This is a genomic window from Cetobacterium sp. (assembly GCF_051658645.1).
Taxonomy (GTDB): domain Bacteria; phylum Fusobacteriota; class Fusobacteriia; order Fusobacteriales; family Fusobacteriaceae; genus Cetobacterium_A.
On record NZ_JBOFMZ010000025.1, the window covers coordinates 14,637 to 31,586 of the forward strand.

Consider the following 16,950-nt stretch of genomic DNA (forward strand, 5'->3'; position numbering starts at 1 on the left):
CTATGATAAAAGTGCCGAATGGATTAGAAAAAGAGTTTGAAGAGTTACTAAAAGTGAAACATAGATTAGAAGCGTTTCAAAATTCAGAAGACTTAAATAAATATTTGAGCAATGTAGATAGAAAAAATATAGAAAATAGAAATATTGATGTTATATTTTCAAATTTAAAAAATAATACAATATTTAAATATAGTGATAAAAAAATAAAAGATAATATAAAAGAAATCCTTTTTTTAGGAAATTCATATAAAAATTTATCAAGAGGTGAAGTTTTTAAACTTTACCTCTACCTCTACGAAAATGAAGCTGAAAATGAAAAAATAGAGTTTATGATTGAAAAGTATTCAGAAAATAATATAAAAGTAACAAAAGAAAGTTTTATAGAGTTTATGATAAAAGAATCTGAAATCCTTTATACAAAATGGACATTTCCAATAGAGATAAAAATAAAGTATAAAATTTTTGAAGATGTCGTTAAAAAATTGGAAAATCCAGATGTTTTTAAAAAGTTATCTCCAATTCTGATAGAGTTAGGTAGATATATTGATATGGAAGTGTTAAGTAAAGAGCTAAGAGGAAATATAAAAAAAGAGATGTTATCTAGATCGCCATCTGAAGTAAAATATTTTTTTAAAAAATACAACAGATTAGATTTTGAAAAGATAGAAAGAATTGATAATATTATATTTATATTTTTGAAAGGAAAAGATATTATATCTTTAACTAAAACAAAAAATAAAAATATGAGGATTGAGCTTTTAAATAAAAATCGATATTATAGAATAATGGAGTCTGAAATAGAAACTTCAGAAAAAAGGTTAAAAGAAAAAAAAACATTATATGAATGTAAAAATTTTAAAGAAGTTGCAAAAAAGCTTTATTTATCAGGTTATGATATAAAATGGATAGAGATAGATACAACTCTAAAAATAATTGGAATTGTATTGGGAATACTACTAGTATTAGTAATGTTGGGAATACTAGGTTATATTGGATATTATTACATTTTTAAGTAGAAAGGATTAAATAAAAAATGATAGATGCTCAAAATGAAATAAATGAAAAGTGTTATTTAGTAAAAAATGATATATCAATAAAAAATGAAATAACTCCAAAAGTAGCAGCAGAGTTTGCAGCTACTTTTTATAAGATGTTTAAAGATACTTATGATGAGAAAACTTTTATATATATATTAAAAAAAGTTATGGAATTTTTTAATAAATCAACAAAGGATATTCCTAAAAGAAAAGTTGTTTCAGATGCAAAAAAAATGCTAAATGAGATTGATATTTTGAAAGAAACAGTAGGGATTTTTTCAAAGGTTATATTAAATAAATTTGAGGATAATTATAGCGACGATGAATTTACAGAAAATGATTTAGAAATTTTTGATAAAAATCTTCAAGAATTAAAAAAAGAACTAAAAATTTTAGAGCTTAATAAACCATTTTTTCTTTTGAAGTGGAATTGGAAAAATAAAATAAAAAAAAATCTTATAAAGTTAAATCATTTAGAAGCAAAGATATTAAAATTATATGATTGTTTTTACGAGAAAAATAGAGAGCAAAATGAGATGTTAGAAAATTTATTTTTAGATATTCGAAAAAATCTTAAACTTTTTATGAAAGATTTAAAGCCTACTATTGGAGAAGAACTTGCAGATATTCCATATGAACATGTGGTAGAAGATGTAGATAATTTAAAAAGTTTTGTATTCGATATTGTTATAAGTAATTTTTATCAGTATTATAACCTAAAGCTTAAAAATTAAATGGAGTGTGTAGAATTTATACTAAATTCTACACACTCCATTTTAAAATCTACATTATTGGAATTCTAAGTAAATATAGAAAATCTTTTTTACTTTTAAACATAAGAAGATCTGTAAAAGTTATATAAAATTCATGCTTAGCGGTATAGTTATTAGCTGTAATCCATTTTAGAAGATTTTCAACAATTTCATGCTCTTCAAAAACGCCCTTTCCATATACACATGCATATTTCCCTTCTGGAATAATAATAGAAATGTTTATATTTTCTTCTTTCATATGAGCGAAAAGATAATCTTTTGAGTATCTATTTTTTTTCCAGCTTTTAAAAGATGTTTTAAAACCTCTTAATTCAGGATGTAAATTATTTTTTCCTTCAAAACTGTTTATTAATTTTAAAACTTTACTTAACTCTTTAGAGTTATGAGTAGACTCACCATAGATAATTCCTTTTATATTTAGAGAATTTTCTATAAATGGGTTACCAATTTTTTGTTCTAATTGAAAATTTTCTTTAAATTTATCATGACTTTCAATAAGTTCTTTTTCAATGCTTTTAAGTTTCTCAATTTCTAACTGTGTTTCAGAAAGAACTTTTTGAAAAAGCTCTAGAGTGTGAGTATAGTTCATATTTTCAAAATGACTTTTGATATAATCAATAGAGAAACCTAGATTTCTCATATGATTTATAACTTTTAATACAAAAATCTGTTTTGGAGAGTAATATCTATAGTTTGTATCATCATTTTTTAAAGCTGGTGAGAGCAAACCAACTTTGTCATAATATCTAAGTGTAGAAATAGGAATATTTGTAGATTTAGATACATCTCCTATAGTGAAAAATTCTTCGTACATATTTTCTCCAATCTATTTTTTAATAATTTTTTTTAAGAATACTTTTAAATCGTAAACTAAGTAATAAAATATAGGAATAACAACTAATGTAAATAATGTTGCTGTTGAAAGTCCAAATATAACAACAAAAGCCATTCCAGAATATGTTTCAGAACCATCACCATTACTTAAAGCAAGTGGAATCATTCCTAAAACTGTAGTAAGCGTTGTCATAAGAATAGGTCTAAGTCTAGTTTTACCAGAAACAATAATAGCTTTATTGATACTGTCACCAGATTGAATTCTAAAGTTCATAAAGTCAATTAATACAATGGCATTGTTAACAACAATACCTGCAAGCATAACAAACCCTACTGCAACCATAACATCTAGATCAACTCTAAATAAAGCCAGGCTATATAAAGCTCCCATTGTTGATAATGGAATTGATAAGATAATTATAAATGGTAGTATAAATGATTCGAATTGCCAAACTAGTATAAAGTAAACTAAGAATATAGCAACAGAGAAACTAATAATCATTTGACTACCCATTTCTGCCATATCAGCACTTTCTCCACCAAAACCATATGAAACACTATCAGGTGCATTCATATTTTTAAATTCTGTAACTACTGATGTTTTTGCACTTTGAAGGTCAGCACCATTTTCTAAGTTAGCATAAAGAACAATCTTTTTCTTTTTATCTTTTTTCTCAATTTTAGATGGCCCCTCTTCTAAAACTAAACTAGCAATATCAGAAATTTTAACGTTTTTACCATTGTTTAAAGTTATTCTAGAATCCATTAACATCTTTGTAGATTGTCTGTATTTTTTATCTAATTGAACAGTAACATCAATTTCACCATTATCACTATTTATTGTAATAGGTTGATCTCCTAAAATTTGTATTTTGATCATAGTTGCTAAAGCTTCAATATCAACATCATAAAACTTTGCTTTTTCTCTATCAACAATTATTTTACCTTCGGGTTTACCACCTTCAAAAGATGAAGATATATCTGTAACTCCATTTATATTATACATCTTTTCTTTTAATTTTTCAGAAATATCTTTTAGTTGTATTTCGTTATCTGAGTATAATTCAAATTCTAAATCATAGATACCGTTTGCTCCAAAAACATATGATGGAACAATACTTAAAACTACATCTGGGATATTTTTAAAACTTTCTCTTAAAGTTTTCATAATATCGTTTAAATTTTCATCTCTTGATGTTTTAAGTCCTGCATTTATATTTAAAATAGCATTGCTACTATCTCCAGACATAGTATATGATTGAGCAACTTTGATATTAGAAGCTTTTTCTTCTAATATTTTAGCAATTCTATCACTCATATTTATATCGGCACTTGAAGGTAACTTTGCAACGACAGCATATCTTCCATCATCAGTTTTTGGAAGAAAACCACCACCAAGAGTTGATGCAGCAAATATAGAACCTACAAATAAAAGGACTGTTCCTATTGCAGCTATACCTCTATTTTTTATAGCCCATCTTAAAATACTAATATATAATTTTTTTACTTTTTTTATAACTTTTCCTTCTGAAGTTATATTTTTTTTATCATTTAAAATCTTACTTGAAACCATAGGTACAAATATTAATGCAACTATAAAAGATGCAAGTAGCGAGTAAGAGATAGAGTATGATAAATCTTTAAATTGCTCTTTTGCCATACCTTCTTGGAAAACTATAGGTAGAAATACAGAAACAGTTGTTAAAGTAGAAGCTAAAACAGGTAGCCCCATCTCAGCAGCTCCATCTCTAGCAGCTTCAATTTTATCTTTTCCAAGCTCTGTCATATGTCGATATATATTATCTAAAACAACAACCGAGTTGTCAACCAACATACCAATTCCAAGTGATAATCCCATTAAAGATACAAGATTTAATGAAAGTCCTTGAGCGTTTAGTAAGAAAAATGTAAATATTATAGATATAGGAATAGCAACTGCTATAACGATAGTAGCAGAGATACTTCTTAAAAATAAGTATAGTATTATAGAAGCAAGAGCCAATCCAATAATACCTGTTTCTTTAACATTATTAATTGAATTTTTAATTATTACTGTTGAATCAAAGTCATATTCAAGCTTAGAGCTTAAAGGAAGTGAACTTTTAACACTATTTAAAACCTTATTTACAGATTTAACAATTTCAATCGCATTTCCCTCATCTGTTTTAGCTACAACAATAACTAAACCATCTAGATTTTTTTTTCTAAATAAATTTGAAGGATCTTTTGTATCGATTTTAACATTTGCAACATCTTTTAATCTTAAAATGTGTCCGTTTTTATTCTTTAAAACTATGTTAGCAATATCTTCTGGAGTTTTTAGTTCTCCTTGAACTTTAACATAGAATTCTTTTTCACCTTCTTTTACTACTCCGCCAGGAAGAGTTGTACTTGCTTTAGATATTAGAGTTGAGATATCTAAAATACTAAGATTATAGTTTTCTAATTTTTCAGGATCTATTTGAACTAAGACCTCTTGCTCTTTACCACCAAAAATTACAATTTGAGAAACGCCCTCAATTCTTTCAAGTAGTGGTTTTAGAGAGTTTTGAGCATAGCTTCTAACTTCCATAGGATCTCCACCAGACATAGCTAAAACAGCAGCAGGAGCCGATCCCATTGATTGCTCTCTTATAGATGGCTCTTCAATATCTTCTGGTAATTTATTTTTTATCTGATTTATTTCATTTTGAATCAAAGTTATCTTTGTTTCAATATCAGTTCCATATTTAAATTTAACATTGATCTCAGAAGTTTCAGAACTAGAGTTAGAAGAGTATTCTGTAATACCATCAACATTTGGAAGAATATCTTCTACTTTTTTAGTAATCATTTTATCGATATCTTCTGGAGTCGCTCCTTTCCACTCGATGTTTATTCTAACAGTTGGATTAGAGGTATTTGGCATAAGTTCAACAGGCATTCTTGAAAGCCCTAAAAATCCAAAGAAAATCATTGAAATTATAATCATCAATGCAGTAGCTGGTTTTTTTATAGAAAATTCAGAAAGTATTCTCATACTAAATCTCCCTCACTTTATCATTGTTATTTAGAAGATATTGTCCTTGAACAACTATTTTATCTCCGTCTTTAAACTCATTAAAGAATATCTCTTGAAGGTTTCCTTCTGAAGTTCCACGATTGATTTTATAGATTGAAACAACATTATCTCTACTAATAGCAACATAAGAATAAAGATCTTTTATCATAACAGCTTCTTTCTGTACAAAAATTCCATTAACTTCAGCTTGCTCTAATTCAACTTTTCCATACATACCCTTTAAAAGAGTGTTATCTTCATTAGGTATAGAAATTTTAACTTCAAATCTTTTTGTATCAGTATCAGCTGACAAGTTTATTTCGCTTACATGACCAATAACAGTTTTATCTAAAGCTGAGACTGTTATTTTAGCTTCTTTGTCTCTGTATATATTTTTTACATCCTCAGGACTTACAGCTATAACAATCTCCATTTCATCTTTTTGAACAACAGTTAAAATATTACTTCCAGAATTAATTTTTTCATTTTTTTTAAGGTTTAAATCTGTGATAACTCCTTTTATTTCACTTTTAACAACGAGCCTTTTAAAATTGTCGTTAGCTCTAGTATAACCAGCTTCAGCTATTTTTAATTCACCTAAACTTTGTTCCATTTTATTTTTAGATTCTAAATAAAGCTCTTCAGAGATAAGTTTTTTAGTGAAAAGAGCATCATATTTATAAAAAGAAACTTTGTTCATATTATAGCTTGATTTTGCTTTAATAAGATTTCCTTCTGCTTCGTAATAGCTTGCTTCTGTAGAAGCATCAGTTAAAGTTAAAATTGTTGCTCCTGGAATTACTGAGTCACCATTTTTATATTTAATCTCTTTCACATATCCACCTGTTGGTGTGATAATTTTAATTTCATTACTTGGTTTTATATCACCATTATATATTTTTTTAGTTTTAATATTTTGAAACTTTAACTCTTCAACTTTTACATCTTTGATAACCTCGGATTGAGTTGGTATAGTTTTCTTTTCACTTTTACATCCAGCTAAAGCTAGTATTGTAAATAGTGTTAATAATAATTTTTTCATTAAATCCTCCTATTTTAGTAGTGATAAGTATTGTTGATAATATATAAAGTAATCAAGTTGAGAGTTTATAACGTTGATTTGAGCTTCTCTTAACTCGGCTTCTGTTTTTAAAAAATCTACAGAATCTATAATTCTATTATTAAACTTTTCTTTATCTATATTAAATGTTTCTAGAGCTGTCAAAAAAGCACTTTCATTAGTCTTGATAGTTTCTTTAGAAGTGTTTAGTTGAAGATAAGAGGTTGTAATCTCTCTTTTTAAATTCTCTAAAGAATCGATTTTTGAAAGCTTTTGCTTTTCAATTTCAAGAGTTGATTCTTTGTATGAATCTATTCCACTTCCAAAATTAAATAGATCCCACTTTACTCCAACTCCAACTTTCCATTGCCATTCTTCGTTTGATTTAGAAAAACTAGTATCTTCCAAAGATTCATAACCATATTCTAAGTCAATTTTAGGTAGAAAAGTACTTCTAGTGCTTTTAGAGTTAAATTCACTTATAAGTATATTTTTATCTAGTTTTATAGCAAGAGTTGAATTCTTCATAGCTGACTCTATATCTTTGTTTAATTCTATTTTATCATTTTCAAAGTTAGTAACATTCATCTCTTTTAATGTGATATTTTCATTTATATCTATGCCTAAAAGATTTTTAAGTACTAACTCTTCAGTTGTAATGCTATTTTTTATTTTTATAATAGAGGTTTTAGTTTGATAAAGAGAGGTTTCAACTCTTAAAACTTCTGATTTATCAATAATGCTTAGCTTGTAAAATTCTTTTAGCTTTTTTAGCTCTTCAATTTTTTCTTTTTCAGAAGCTTCATATACAGCTAAAGTTTTTTTGAATTGAAGATTTTTTATATATGATTGAATAACTTCTAATCTTAGATTAATTCGATTTGAAGTGTAATCATTTTCTTCAAACTCTCTTAAAGCTCGACTGCTTTTAGAGTTGTAGTAAATTTCACCACCTTTGAAAAGAGGTTGTGATAGGTAGATTCTATTACTAAATGAACTGTCTAAATTTTTAGATTCATCATAATCAGAATATGTACCTTCAGCTTTTAACGATGGTAAAGCATTTTTAATTTTAGTTTTTTCACTTAGTCTTTTTTGTTGTACGGACATATCTTTTTGTTGAAGCTGTCGATTGTTTTTATTCAATAAATCAATAGATTCATCGAGGGTTAATTCTCGAGAAAAAGATATAAAACTTAAGCTAAAAAACAGTAATAGTAATTTCTTCATAGCATCTCCTTTAATTTCATTTTACAATTAAAATTATAAACTATAAAGTAAGTTGAGAGTCAAGAGCGCATGTTTGAAAAAAGTACTTTGTTCTAAGTTTCTTTTGCAGTATAATTAATTGTATTATAAAAAATTAAAAGGGAGAACAAAATGAAAAAATTTACACTACTACTAGCGCTTTTAACATCAACTTTAGCAATGGCAGACAGAATAGCAATAATTGGTGCTATGGATTCAGAAATTAAAATTTTACTTTCTGAGATGAAAGAGGTGAAAAAAGAAGAAAGAGCTACAGTTGTATTTTATGAGGGGAAATTATTAAATAAAGATGTTGTTGTTTTTAAATCTGGAATTGGAAAAGTTAATGCTGCTATGTCTACAACTATAGCAATGGAAGAGTATGATGTAAATAAAATAATTTTTACAGGAGTAGCAGGAGCAATCAATAAGAACTTGAATATAACTGATGTTGTTATATCTGATTATTTAGTTCAGCATGATTATGACACTACAATATTTGGAAGCAAAAAAGGAGCTGTTCCAGGATCTGTAGATACTAAATTCTTTGCTGATAAACAACTGATAAATATAGCTAAAAATTCTGCACAAAAAGTTTTAGGAAAAAATAAAGTTTATATAGGTACAATCGCAACTGGAGATCAATTTATAGCTGATAAGAAAGCTGTAGAAGCTTTAGAAACTGATTTTGGAGCATGGGCTGTAGAAATGGAAGGAGCTGCTGTTGCTCATGTCGCTAATCTTTACAAAACTCCAATTGTTGTTATCAGATCTATGTCTGATAAAGCCGATGGAAGTGCTCATATGAATTATAATGATTTTGTTAATATAGCAGCTGATAACTCTGCTAAAATAGTTATGAATATGCTTTTAGAAATGTAGTTTATAGAGTGGGAGATAACTAAAAAATGATTAATAAAAATCGAGGATATAAAAAAAATACTATTGAGTTTTTTAACAAAATAGCAGAAAGAAATCATGGAGATTCATATAAACATTATAAAACTGTTTTATCTTGGATTGATCCTAAAAAAATTGAAAAAATACTTGATTTAGGATGTGGAAAAGGTGAGCTGTTAAAAGAGATAAAAGTAAAGTTTAGTTATTTGGAAAATAAAAAACAATTTCAGCTTTTTGGAGTAGATATCTCTTATAAAATGATAGAAAAAGCCAAATTAGGAAATAATGGAATAGAGTTTAAAATAGGGGATTCTGAAAAATTAGAGTTTCAGGATAATTTTTTTGAAGTTATAACCTGCTTAAATTCTTTTCATCACTATGAGAATCCTCAAAAATCTTTAGAAGAGATGTATAGAGTTTTAAGTCCTGGTGGAAATTTAGTATTGGGAGAAATTTATATTCTTGAAATTTTAAGATGGTTTGTTAATAAAACTCTTCCATATGGAAATACAGGAGATTTTAGAATTTATTCTTCAAAAGAGATAAAAAATATTTTTAACAAAGCTGGTTTTGTTTTTCTAAAAGAAAAATTTATATTTCCAAGTTTGAAAGTATATCTTTTCACAAAATCTAATTAAGAAAAGATGGCTTTCAAAAAAAGCCATCTCTAATTTTTATTTTTTAGAAGTTATAATTTATACCAACATAATAATTTCTATCGTCAGCAGCTCTATATTGAACAACTTTGTCTATATCTAATTGGTTTGCATATGACTCGTTGAATAAGTTATTTACTCCGAAATATAGTCTCATATCATCAGACGCTTTATAATTTATAACTAAATTTGTAACAATATAATCATTAATTTTTCCACCAGTGTTATTATTATCAACATAAACTTTATCTTTATAAATAGTTGATAAAATTGTATTTATTTTAGGTGTGAATTCATATTTAGCACTTAATTGGAAACTGTTTTGAGATACTCCAGGAACTTTTTTTCCTTTATATTTTCCCTCTGTAATATCAGCATTAATATACGAATATCCCTCTGAAAGAGTTAGCTTTTCAAAGTACTGTTCGAATGATAGCTCAACACCTTTTCTTTCAGTTTCATCTAAGTTATATGATACCCAGTTTGCTGAGTTTCCTTCTCTATAGATTTCATCTTTTGTTACACTGTAGAATGCTCCTAAACTAACATAAGAGTATAGAAGATAGTCTCTAATTCCAATTTCAAATGAATCGTAAGTTTCTTCTTTTACATCAGAAAGGCTAAAATCATATCCTTGCTCTATTTGACTAGCATTTGGATTGTTAAAGATACTATTTGGATTAGGAGTATTAAATCCTCTTTCCCATCTTAAGAATGTATTTCCAGTATCTGAATATAGGTAGTTTAGAGCTAATTCATAAGCCATATTATTCATAGAATCTTTAATTTCAGGTGTACTTCTCAGAGGAGCTAGTCTGTTTTGTGTTTCATAACTATTCTCTGTATGGTTGTATCTAATTCCTTGAATCAATTCTAATTTGTTTATTTTATAGTTGTTTAAAGCGTAGATAGAATAGCTATTATTTACTCTTTTATCTAAGCTCTCTTGATTTCTTGTACCAATTCCAGATATTTTTCTATCTGATTTTAAATTGCTATAATCTAATCCCATTACTAAGCTATTTTTTTCACCGTATTTCATTAAAAGCTTTGGCTTAATATCGAATTGTTCTTCTTTAATGTCGTTATCTAAAAATAAAGTGGATCTGTCTCCGTTATCAGAAGAGAAAGCATCGGTTTTTCTTTGGTATGTAGCTTGAAGGCTAAATCTTAGGTTGTCAGATATCTCTTGACTGTAGGTTCCTGTTACCATATCTCTATTAGTTTCACTGTTTTGATTTACATCAGCATTACTACCAACTTGATTTCTATCCTCTTCATATTCTTTTAAAGTTAATAAATCACCAGGATCTTGCCCTTTATCTTTTGATTTTTGGAATTTAAAACTAACGTCTGATTTATTTGAAATTTTATACTTAGCTAAAATATCACCGTTGACAATCTCTTGGTTTTTCTCATCTAAGTATGAATCAGTTTCTTCGTAAGCTATATTTGTTTGGATTAGTAAATTTTCTCCTACTAAAGCTCCAACAGATGTAGAAACTTTTTGACGACCATAAGAACCAGCTTCAAGATTAACTTTATTTACAGGTTTCATTCCACTTCCAGATTTAGTAATTATATTTATAACTCCTCCAGCAGTTCCGTTTCCATAAAGAACAGCTCCACCACCAGGAATAACTTCAATACTTTCAACTGTGTTTAAATCTATTGAATCAAGTGGTATTGTTGTATGAGTTTTGTTTAGAGGTACAATTGAAACTCCATCAACTAATATTTTTACATTGCTTCGAGCTTTATCGGTTCCTTGACCTCTTAAATCGATTGTACTTCCAAAAGCTCCCTTTGTAACAGTTATACTTGGTATTTTATCTAAAACTTCTTCTACACTAGAGTAACCTTTTTCCTCTATTTCTTTACTGCTTACTACAGTTACATTAGCAGGTATCTCTCTTATATTTGTTTCAAAACCTGTAGTTGTAATTACAGATTCTTCTAGTTTCACAAGATCTTTTTCTGAAATATTTTCATTAAAAAAACTATCATCCCCATAAATACTTGCAGTGAATAAAAGTGCAAATAAACCAATTTTTTTGTTCATTAATCCTCCTGTAAGATAATTATTTGATAATCAAATCATTTTATAGAAGTATAACTTTATTTTCTTTATATGTCAACTTTTAATTAAAAAATTATTTTAAAAGCAGATGAAGTTTTTACTAATTGAAATGAATTAATAATAAAAATTACCTAACCTTATTAAGGTTAGGTAATTTTTTAATCTAGATAATACTTATCAAAATATAGTTTATATAACTCTTATTTGAACAGTTTCTTTTTATAATAAGCATCAGCTTGATAAATAGCGGCTACTGGATTATGACATAAAACTCTATCTTTAACTGCAAAAACTGTCACAGGAGATTCAGAGTGTTTGATAAATAAAGTATCATGTCCTACGCATAAACCAAATAAAATGTTTAAATCTGTATTTAGCTCATTTAAAGCTAAAGCCTGACCTATTGGATTGCACATTATATCATTTTTTATATATACTTCTTTTTCCTCTTGAGGAATTCCTAAAAATCCTTTTAATATTGCACCATTTTTACAAACAATTGAAACTACTTCTAATCCATGATGTTCTAATATTTTTACAAATACTTTGGCTTCTTCGTGTAATCCAGTGCAGAAAGCTACTCCTATTTTTTTATAATTACATTTTTGAGCAAAAGCTATCGTTTCTTGAATTCTAGTCCAATTTGTATTTCCCTCAGCTTCAACAAGAGCAGATTGAACCGCAATCATTAAATCTTCACCAACATGCATATCTTTTGATTTTTCTAAAATTTGTTTGTTTCTACTTGGACATAACATTTTAGGCATTTTAGTTTCATCTTTTGTTAAACATCCTCTTGTAACACATTTTGCACAAATACTCATTTTAATAACTGTTACCCACTATAAAATCTTTAATAGTAACAGTTTTCACCTCCATTATTTTACTTTTATATTATAAAGCTCCTAAATAGTTAAAACCATTATAAACACTAATTAGAATTATTCCAACTACCATACATAAATATATTTTATCAACACCTTTTAAAGAAAGTTTTTTTGATACCATTGGACCAACTGTTCCTCCAACAATTCCTCCAGCGACCATACACACAAAAGCTAACCAAACAAAGTCAGGTATTCCTTTAAATAAAGTTTGAATAACACTCACTCCTTGAGAAAAAAGAATGATGTATATCGAATTTATTGCAGCTTCTTTTGAGTTAAGACCGAAGAATAAGTATAAAACCATTAAATTTATTGGTCCTCCACCAATTCCTAAGAATGATGAAAGTGCTCCTAAAAAGAATCCAATAATTAAAGATACCTTCATATCTTTAATATTATAAGGTACTATTTTAGATTTTTTAATTGTAAAAATCAAAACTCCAGTTGTTACAAGTGCTAAAGTAAAAGATTGTGCTGCTCCTGCAATTTGAGAGTTACCACTATATGCTCGAAGCGAATCGAAAACTTGTTTACCTAAAAGACCACCTAATGAAGCACCGATTGCTAAATATGTTCCTCTTTCTTTTTCAGGTTTTATACCTGCTTTACTATTTCTATAAAGAGTCATAGTAGTCATACCTAAAACTGTGCAGCCTGATAAAAAACTAATCGCCGAGACATTCATTGTTCCTATAGCATCTAAAATAGGCTTTATAATAACTCCGCCTCCGATACCACTTATTGCTCCTAAAATAGAAGCGCCAACACACACTAAAAAATATAAAATTTCCATTCAAACCCCCGTTTTCATAAAAAATTATCATTACTAGTATGTTATACACCATTTACGAACTAATTACAACTTTTTTATTTGAAAAAAATAAAAAAGTGCGAATGAAATTAATCACTCACACTTTTTTAGTTTAAACCTCTTCACCACATCTTTTTAAAAGAGTTTCCCATTTTTTATCTATATCTTTTTGAACTTGTTCTAATAAATGTTCGTTTCCTGGTTCGAACAGATGGTTGAATCTTCCTTGGATTCTTAAAAATTCTGTGATTGGAAGTTTGTTTTTAGGTTTGTAAGATAATTTCCATTCGCCATTTATAACTTCAAATAATGGCCAATAACAAGTTTCAACAGCTAATTTACAAACTTCCATAAGTTTTTCAGGAGGATATCTCCATCCTCTTGGACAAGGAGCGAGAATATTCATAAAAGCTGCTCCTTCTGTATATATAGCTTTTTCTGCTTTTTCTTGTATATCTTTAAAATTTCCGATAAATGTTGTTTGTCCTACATAAGGAACATTATGAGCAGCTATTATATCTGTTAAATCTTTTCTACCTTCAGGTTTTCCATTGCTATTTATTCCCAAAGGAGAGGTTGTTGTATCTGCAAATTTTGGTGTAGCTGATGACCTTTGAATTCCAGTGTTCATATAAGCGCCGTTGTCATAACATACATAGACCATATCATGTCCTCTTTCCATTGCTCCTGATAGTGATTGGAAACCAATATCATAAGTTCCACCATCACCACCAAAAGTAATAAATTTATATGTATCTTTAACTTTTCCTCTTCTTTTTAAAGCTTTGTAAGCAGCTTCTATTCCACTTGTTGTAGCTGCAGCATTTTCGAAAGCTGAATGGATAAAAGAGTCTTTCCAAGCTGTATATGGATATAAAAATGTTGAAACCTCTAGACATCCTGTAGCATTTGAAATTACAGCTTCATCTTCAATTTTTAAAGCTCTTAACATCGCTCTTGCAGCAACTCCAGCACCACATCCAGCACAAAGTCTATGACCTCCAGTCAATCTCTCAGGTTTATTCATTTGTTCTTTAAAATTGTATGCCATTCGAAATTACCCCCTTACTCCAAAGTGTCTATAAACTTTTTTAGATTCAAACTCTTCCCCTAGTGAAGTATATGCTGGATTGTAAATCATCTCTACTCCATTTTCCAAAAATTCTTTTGAGTGTGCATCGTGAAGAAGTTCTTCAAAGATAGTTTTGATGCTATCAACCGTTACATCTCTTCCACCTAATCCATAAACATAATTCAATATTTCAGGTCTATCGTGAGAGTCGTAAAGAGCTGATCTAACTTCAGCAAAAAGTGGTCCACCTGCAGCAGAGAACCCTTCACATTTATCCATTACACCTATAACTTTTTTACCGCTTAAAGCGTGTTTTAATTCATCAAATGGAAATGGTCTAAAAACTCTTATTTTAATAAGTCCAACTTTTTTACCCTCGGCTCTTAATTCGTCTATTGCTACTTTGGCAGTTCCAGCTGTAGAGTTTAAAACTACAATAGCTACATCTGCATCTTTCATTTTATATTCTTCAAAGAAAGAGTATTTTCTTCCTGTTAACTCTTCATACTCTTTTGCTACTGATTTTATAACACTTTTAGCATTTATCATAGCATGAGCTTGTTGAACTTTGTGCTCCATATAATAAGCTGCTGTATCATAAGGACCATGAGATATTTTTCGTGCAGAATTTAAAAGATAGTCTTCAGGCTCATACTCTCCTACAAATTTTTTAACTTTTTCATCTTCTAAAATTTCAATACATTCAACAGCATGACTAGTTATAAAGCCATCTTGACAAACCATTGCTGGTAGTTGGACACTAGGATGCTCTGCAATTCTAACAGCTTGAATATAGTTATCATAAGCTTCTTGATTTGTTTCACTATATATCTGAATCCAACCACTATCTCTTGCTCCCATAGAGTCACTGTGATCTGCATTTATATTTATTGGACCAGTTAAAGCTCTATTTACAAGAGCCATAGTTATAGGTAATCTCATAGATGACGCAACGTATAACATCTCCCACATAAGTCCAAGTCCGCATGAAGATGTAGCTGTCATAGTTCTAGCACCTGCGGCTTGTGAACCTATACATGCCGACATAGCACTATGTTCTGACTCAACTGGAATAAACTCTGTGTTTACAACTCTGTCAGCTATATATTTTGAGAAGTATTGTGGGATTTCAGTTGATGGTGTTATTGGAAATGCGGGCATAACATCTGGGTTTATTTGTTTCATCGCTATAGCTATAGCTTCATTTCCTGACATTCTTTCTCTTATACTCATTACCCCTCCTTTTTTACGCTTTTGTAAATTCTATTGCATTAAATGGACATATTGCAAAACATACTCCACAACCTTTGCAATGGTCTTGATCAAAATCGGCTCTTTTTCCATCTTTCATTATAATAGATGAATCAGGACAAACTGGAATACATAAAAGACATTGTTTACAATTTTCTTCTATAAAATTTACTTTCATAGTTCTCCAATCACCAGTTTTAAAGTTTTCAGCACTTCCAGCTTCATAAATTACTCCACCAGGAGTTATATCTTGCCAAGATATAGTTTCATCTATAATTACACCATTTTTATTTTTCATTCTCCATTCACCTCATCCATCGAACGTTTTAATGCTTTCATATTTCCATCTACAACTTCGGGTTTGTTCGTAAATTTATGTTTAAATGAATCTTCCATATTTTTGATAAACTCATCTTCTGAGATAAGTTGACTAATTTTTACTACTGCACCTAGCATAGGTGTATTTGGAAAGTTTTTTCCTAAGCACTCTTCAGATATTTTTCGAGCGTTACAAACAAAAACTTTTCCTGTATAACCTCTAAGTTCGGCTTTTATCTCTGCTGAAGTTCTCTCACTATTTACAATAATAGCTCCACCTTCTTTTAACCCTTTTTCAACAGCTATAGATTTTATAAGAGTTTCATCGACTACAACTACAAAATTAGGTTCATAAATATTTGAATGAACACGTATAGGCTTGTCACCAATACGATTATAAGCTGTAATAGGAGCTCCCATTCTTTCAGGTCCATATTCTGGGAATCCTTGAACATACATTCCACTACTAAATGCTACATCTGCTAAAAGAAGTGAAGCTGTTTTAGCTCCTTGTCCACCTCTTCCATGCCATCTAATCTCTATCATTTCACTCATAAGTTACCATCCTTTAAAATAAACTATACTAATTCCAAACCTTTTCTTAAATCCTCAATAATATCTTCAACATTTTCTAGTCCTACAGAGATTCGAACAAGTCCATCTGTGATTCCTGCTGACATTCTTTCTTCTTTAGTGTAAGGTGAGTGTGTCATAGAAGCAGGGTGTTGGATTAAAGTTTCAGTATCTCCTAAAGAAACTGCTAAAGAGCAAAGCTTTAAGTTGTTTAATAAAGTTTTACCAGCATCAAATCCGCCTTTTAATTCAAAAGCAAAAATACCACCAAAATCTTTCATTTGTTCAGCTGCAATTTCATGCCCTGGATGCGTTTTTAATCCAGGATAAAATACAGTTGTAACTTTCGGATGATTATTTAAAAATTGAGCGACTAATTTAGCATTTGAACAATGTCTTTCCATTCTAAT

Annotated in this window: 16 protein-coding genes; 4 read left to right on the plus strand and 12 right to left on the minus strand. The window is 28.8% G+C overall.

The window, feature by feature from the left end; genetic code table 11:
- Positions 1 to 2 precede the first annotated feature (2 nt).
- Both ACRCZX_RS01825 and ACRCZX_RS01830 read left to right on the plus strand, forming a co-directional pair.
- On the plus strand, positions 3 to 1,016 hold the full coding sequence (locus ACRCZX_RS01825) for a hypothetical protein (RefSeq protein ID WP_438581240.1): 1,014 nt from the start codon (positions 3 to 5) through the stop codon (positions 1,014 to 1,016).
- A gap of 17 nt (positions 1,017 to 1,033) precedes the next feature.
- Complete coding sequence (locus ACRCZX_RS01830; RefSeq protein ID WP_438581241.1) at positions 1,034 to 1,771, plus strand: hypothetical protein; 738 nt, start codon at positions 1,034 to 1,036, stop codon at positions 1,769 to 1,771.
- A 49-nt stretch (positions 1,772 to 1,820) separates the two neighbouring features.
- Here ACRCZX_RS01830 and ACRCZX_RS01835 read toward each other — a convergent pair whose 3' ends face one another.
- The 4 genes from ACRCZX_RS01835 to ACRCZX_RS01850 are packed head-to-tail and all read right to left on the minus strand — an operon-like array spanning position 1,821 to position 7,974.
- A complete protein-coding gene (locus tag ACRCZX_RS01835) occupies positions 1,821 to 2,624 on the minus strand; it encodes a MerR family transcriptional regulator (RefSeq protein ID WP_438581242.1) in 804 nt (267 codons plus the stop codon).
- A 12-nt stretch (positions 2,625 to 2,636) separates the two neighbouring features.
- A complete protein-coding gene (locus tag ACRCZX_RS01840) occupies positions 2,637 to 5,663 on the minus strand; it encodes an efflux RND transporter permease subunit (protein ID WP_438581243.1) in 3,027 nt (1,008 codons plus the stop codon).
- A gap of 1 nt (position 5,664) precedes the next feature.
- Positions 5,665 to 6,726 carry an efflux RND transporter periplasmic adaptor subunit gene (locus ACRCZX_RS01845; RefSeq protein ID WP_438581244.1) on the minus strand — a complete coding sequence of 354 codons (1,062 nt, stop codon included), beginning with the start codon at positions 6,724 to 6,726 and terminating at the stop codon, positions 5,665 to 5,667.
- A 9-nt stretch (positions 6,727 to 6,735) separates the two neighbouring features.
- Entirely contained in the window at positions 6,736 to 7,974 is a 1,239-nt protein-coding gene (locus ACRCZX_RS01850) for a TolC family protein (RefSeq protein WP_438581245.1), read from the minus strand.
- A 150-nt stretch (positions 7,975 to 8,124) separates the two neighbouring features.
- Here ACRCZX_RS01850 and ACRCZX_RS01855 point away from each other — a divergent pair, with 150 nt between their 5' ends.
- A complete protein-coding gene (locus ACRCZX_RS01855; RefSeq protein WP_438581246.1) occupies positions 8,125 to 8,874 on the plus strand; it encodes a 5'-methylthioadenosine/adenosylhomocysteine nucleosidase in 750 nt (249 codons plus the stop codon).
- 26 nt (positions 8,875 to 8,900) lie between these two features.
- Positions 8,901 to 9,530, plus strand: a complete 630-nt coding sequence (locus ACRCZX_RS01860) for a class I SAM-dependent methyltransferase (protein WP_438581247.1) — start codon at positions 8,901 to 8,903, stop codon at positions 9,528 to 9,530.
- Between the two features lie 43 nt (positions 9,531 to 9,573).
- On the opposite strand, the gene ACRCZX_RS01865 is transcribed toward ACRCZX_RS01860, so the two are convergent.
- From ACRCZX_RS01865 to ACRCZX_RS01900, 8 genes are all read right to left on the minus strand, one after another.
- Positions 9,574 to 11,610: a TonB-dependent receptor gene (locus tag ACRCZX_RS01865; protein ID WP_438581248.1), complete on the minus strand. Its 2,037-nt coding sequence runs from the start codon at positions 11,608 to 11,610 to the stop codon at positions 9,574 to 9,576.
- Positions 11,611 to 11,828: 218 nt separating this feature from the next.
- Complete coding sequence (locus ACRCZX_RS01870; protein WP_438581249.1) at positions 11,829 to 12,452, minus strand: DUF1847 domain-containing protein; 624 nt, start codon at positions 12,450 to 12,452, stop codon at positions 11,829 to 11,831.
- 70 nt (positions 12,453 to 12,522) lie between these two features.
- A complete protein-coding gene (locus ACRCZX_RS01875) occupies positions 12,523 to 13,308 on the minus strand; it encodes a sulfite exporter TauE/SafE family protein (protein WP_438581250.1) in 786 nt (261 codons plus the stop codon).
- Positions 13,309 to 13,438: 130 nt separating this feature from the next.
- The gene (locus ACRCZX_RS01880) at positions 13,439 to 14,377 is read right to left on the minus strand and encodes a thiamine pyrophosphate-dependent enzyme (RefSeq protein ID WP_438581251.1); all 939 of its coding nucleotides are present in this window, start codon (positions 14,375 to 14,377) and stop codon (positions 13,439 to 13,441) included.
- Positions 14,378 to 14,383: 6 nt separating this feature from the next.
- On the minus strand, positions 14,384 to 15,631 hold the full coding sequence (gene porA, locus ACRCZX_RS01885) for a pyruvate ferredoxin oxidoreductase (protein WP_438581252.1): 1,248 nt from the start codon (positions 15,629 to 15,631) through the stop codon (positions 14,384 to 14,386).
- A gap of 13 nt (positions 15,632 to 15,644) precedes the next feature.
- The gene (locus tag ACRCZX_RS01890) at positions 15,645 to 15,947 is read right to left on the minus strand and encodes a 4Fe-4S binding protein (protein WP_438581253.1); all 303 of its coding nucleotides are present in this window, start codon (positions 15,945 to 15,947) and stop codon (positions 15,645 to 15,647) included.
- Positions 15,944 to 16,522, minus strand: a complete 579-nt coding sequence (locus ACRCZX_RS01895) for a 2-oxoacid:acceptor oxidoreductase family protein (protein ID WP_438581254.1) — start codon at positions 16,520 to 16,522, stop codon at positions 15,944 to 15,946. The genes ACRCZX_RS01890 and ACRCZX_RS01895 overlap by 4 nt, the downstream gene beginning before the upstream one ends.
- 23 nt (positions 16,523 to 16,545) lie before the next feature.
- Positions 16,546 to 16,950: PLP-dependent transferase (locus tag ACRCZX_RS01900; RefSeq protein WP_438581255.1), on the minus strand; the 405-nt coding region annotated here is incomplete at its 5' end.

What these genes read in the sequence shown, in the direction of transcription:
- ACRCZX_RS01855 (WP_438581246.1), top strand. Translation starts at nt 8,125, where the DNA reads ATGAAAAAATTTACACTACTACTAGCGCTTTTAACATCAACTTTAGCA.
- ACRCZX_RS01830 (WP_438581241.1), top strand. Translation starts at nt 1,034, where the DNA reads ATGATAGATGCTCAAAATGAAATAAATGAAAAGTGTTATTTAGTAAAA.
- porA (WP_438581252.1), bottom strand. Translation starts at nt 15,631, where the DNA reads ATGAGTATAAGAGAAAGAATGTCAGGAAATGAAGCTATAGCTATAGCG.
- ACRCZX_RS01880 (WP_438581251.1), bottom strand. Translation starts at nt 14,377, where the DNA reads ATGGCATACAATTTTAAAGAACAAATGAATAAACCTGAGAGATTGACT.
- ACRCZX_RS01870 (WP_438581249.1), bottom strand. Translation starts at nt 12,452, where the DNA reads ATGAGTATTTGTGCAAAATGTGTTACAAGAGGATGTTTAACAAAAGAT.
- ACRCZX_RS01890 (WP_438581253.1), bottom strand. Translation starts at nt 15,947, where the DNA reads ATGAAAAATAAAAATGGTGTAATTATAGATGAAACTATATCTTGGCAA.
- ACRCZX_RS01875 (WP_438581250.1), bottom strand. Translation starts at nt 13,308, where the DNA reads ATGGAAATTTTATATTTTTTAGTGTGTGTTGGCGCTTCTATTTTAGGA.
- ACRCZX_RS01895 (WP_438581254.1), bottom strand. Translation starts at nt 16,522, where the DNA reads ATGAGTGAAATGATAGAGATTAGATGGCATGGAAGAGGTGGACAAGGA.
- ACRCZX_RS01840 (WP_438581243.1), bottom strand. Translation starts at nt 5,663, where the DNA reads ATGAGAATACTTTCTGAATTTTCTATAAAAAAACCAGCTACTGCATTG.
- ACRCZX_RS01835 (WP_438581242.1), bottom strand. Translation starts at nt 2,624, where the DNA reads ATGTACGAAGAATTTTTCACTATAGGAGATGTATCTAAATCTACAAAT.
- ACRCZX_RS01860 (WP_438581247.1), top strand. Translation starts at nt 8,901, where the DNA reads ATGATTAATAAAAATCGAGGATATAAAAAAAATACTATTGAGTTTTTT.
- ACRCZX_RS01845 (WP_438581244.1), bottom strand. Translation starts at nt 6,726, where the DNA reads ATGAAAAAATTATTATTAACACTATTTACAATACTAGCTTTAGCTGGA.
- ACRCZX_RS01825 (WP_438581240.1), top strand. Translation starts at nt 3, where the DNA reads ATGATAAAAGTGCCGAATGGATTAGAAAAAGAGTTTGAAGAGTTACTA.
- ACRCZX_RS01850 (WP_438581245.1), bottom strand. Translation starts at nt 7,974, where the DNA reads ATGAAGAAATTACTATTACTGTTTTTTAGCTTAAGTTTTATATCTTTT.
- ACRCZX_RS01865 (WP_438581248.1), bottom strand. Translation starts at nt 11,610, where the DNA reads ATGAACAAAAAAATTGGTTTATTTGCACTTTTATTCACTGCAAGTATT.